Below are 1,407 nucleotides of genomic sequence, written 5' to 3' on the forward strand. Positions count from 1 at the left end.
TGGCAGCACCGTGTACTGCCATGACCGCTTCGGCCAGGTCACCCGCAAGGTGCAGACGATCAATGGCGTGGCCAGCACACTGCGCTATGCGTACAGTAAATCTGGTCGCCTGACCGCATTGACCTACCCGGACGGAAATGTGGCGGACTACGCACGCGACGCCCTGGGTCGTATCAGCCTGATTGGGCTGACTCGCCCGGGACAGGCCCGGCAGGTGGTGGTCAACAACGTGACCTATGCAGCCTTCGGGCCGGCGACCGGCTGGACCTACGGCAATGGGCGCCAACTGCAGCGCCCGCTGGATCTGGACTACCGCCCGCAGGCGGTGCATGACCCCGCGGCAGGCGGTCTGTCACTGGGCTATGGCTACGATCCCGTCGGTTCGATCACCGAGCTGAAGAGCGGTGCAGGTTCCGAGGTGCTGGCCAGATACGCCTACGACACACTCGGCCGCCTGACCCAGACCCAGGATGGCGCCACGGGTACTCCGATTGAAACCTACGGCTACGACGCCACCGGCAACCGTACCTCACTGACCACGTCGGCCGGAACCGCAAGCTATACCTATCCGGCTGACAGCCATCGCCTGATTGCCGTGGACGGTCAGGCGCGCAACCAGGATGCCGCAGGCAATACCACCAGCATCGGCAGCAAGACGTTTGCCTACAACGATGCCAACCGCATGAGTGCGGTGAAGCAGGGTGCTGCTGTGGTGGAGAGTTACGGCTACAACCATCGCGGTGAGCGCGTGCTGCGTGCGCCGGCCAGTGGCGATGCGCAGGTCACGGTCTATGACGAAGCCGGGCGGTGGGTTGGCAACTATTCGGCCGCCGGGCAGGCGCAGCAGCAGGCGATCTGGCTGGACAACTACCCGGTGGCGTTGATCCAGACAGCAACTGCAGGCGTGCCGGAGCTGGCCTACATCCAGCCCGATCATCTGGGTACACCGCGTGTGGTGATCGACCCTGTGCGCGATGTCGCGCTATGGGAGTGGAGCAACAAGAGTGAGGTGTTTGGCGATCAGGCACCGGCCAATGACCCCGATGGTGATGGTGTGGCGTTTGATCTGGCGCTGCGCTTCCCGGGCCAGCAGGCGACCGATGCGAGTGGGCTGTTCTACAACTACCAGCGGGAGTACGAACCGGAGGTGGGGCGGTACTCGCAGAATGATCCGATTGGCCTTAGTGGTGGGATCAGCACTTACGCCTACGCTGAATCCGGTCCCATGGAAAGGGATGATTCGCTTGGTCTCTGTCCCGGTTGCGTACTCGCTCGGCCTCCGGTCGTCGTTCGGCCCCCAGGTAATTCTGGTCGGGGGGCTGGAGCTAGTGCAGGCGCGGGCAGATCGCACTCGTGGTATAGCCGGCCTCAGCAAAAAATAGCGCCTAAAGGAGGGAAGTCAAAAAA

At 63.1% G+C, this 1,407-nt stretch carries 1 pseudogene; it reads left to right on the top strand.

Annotation, left to right across the window (positions count from 1 at the left end):
* Window positions 1-1,210, top strand: a pseudogene (locus DBR20_RS20495) (RHS repeat-associated core domain-containing protein); the annotation flags it as partial.
* Window positions 1,211-1,407 lie beyond the last annotated feature (197 nt).

Source organism: Stenotrophomonas sp. HMWF023 (assembly GCF_003060985.1).
GTDB lineage: Bacteria > Pseudomonadota > Gammaproteobacteria > Xanthomonadales > Xanthomonadaceae > Stenotrophomonas > Stenotrophomonas lactitubi.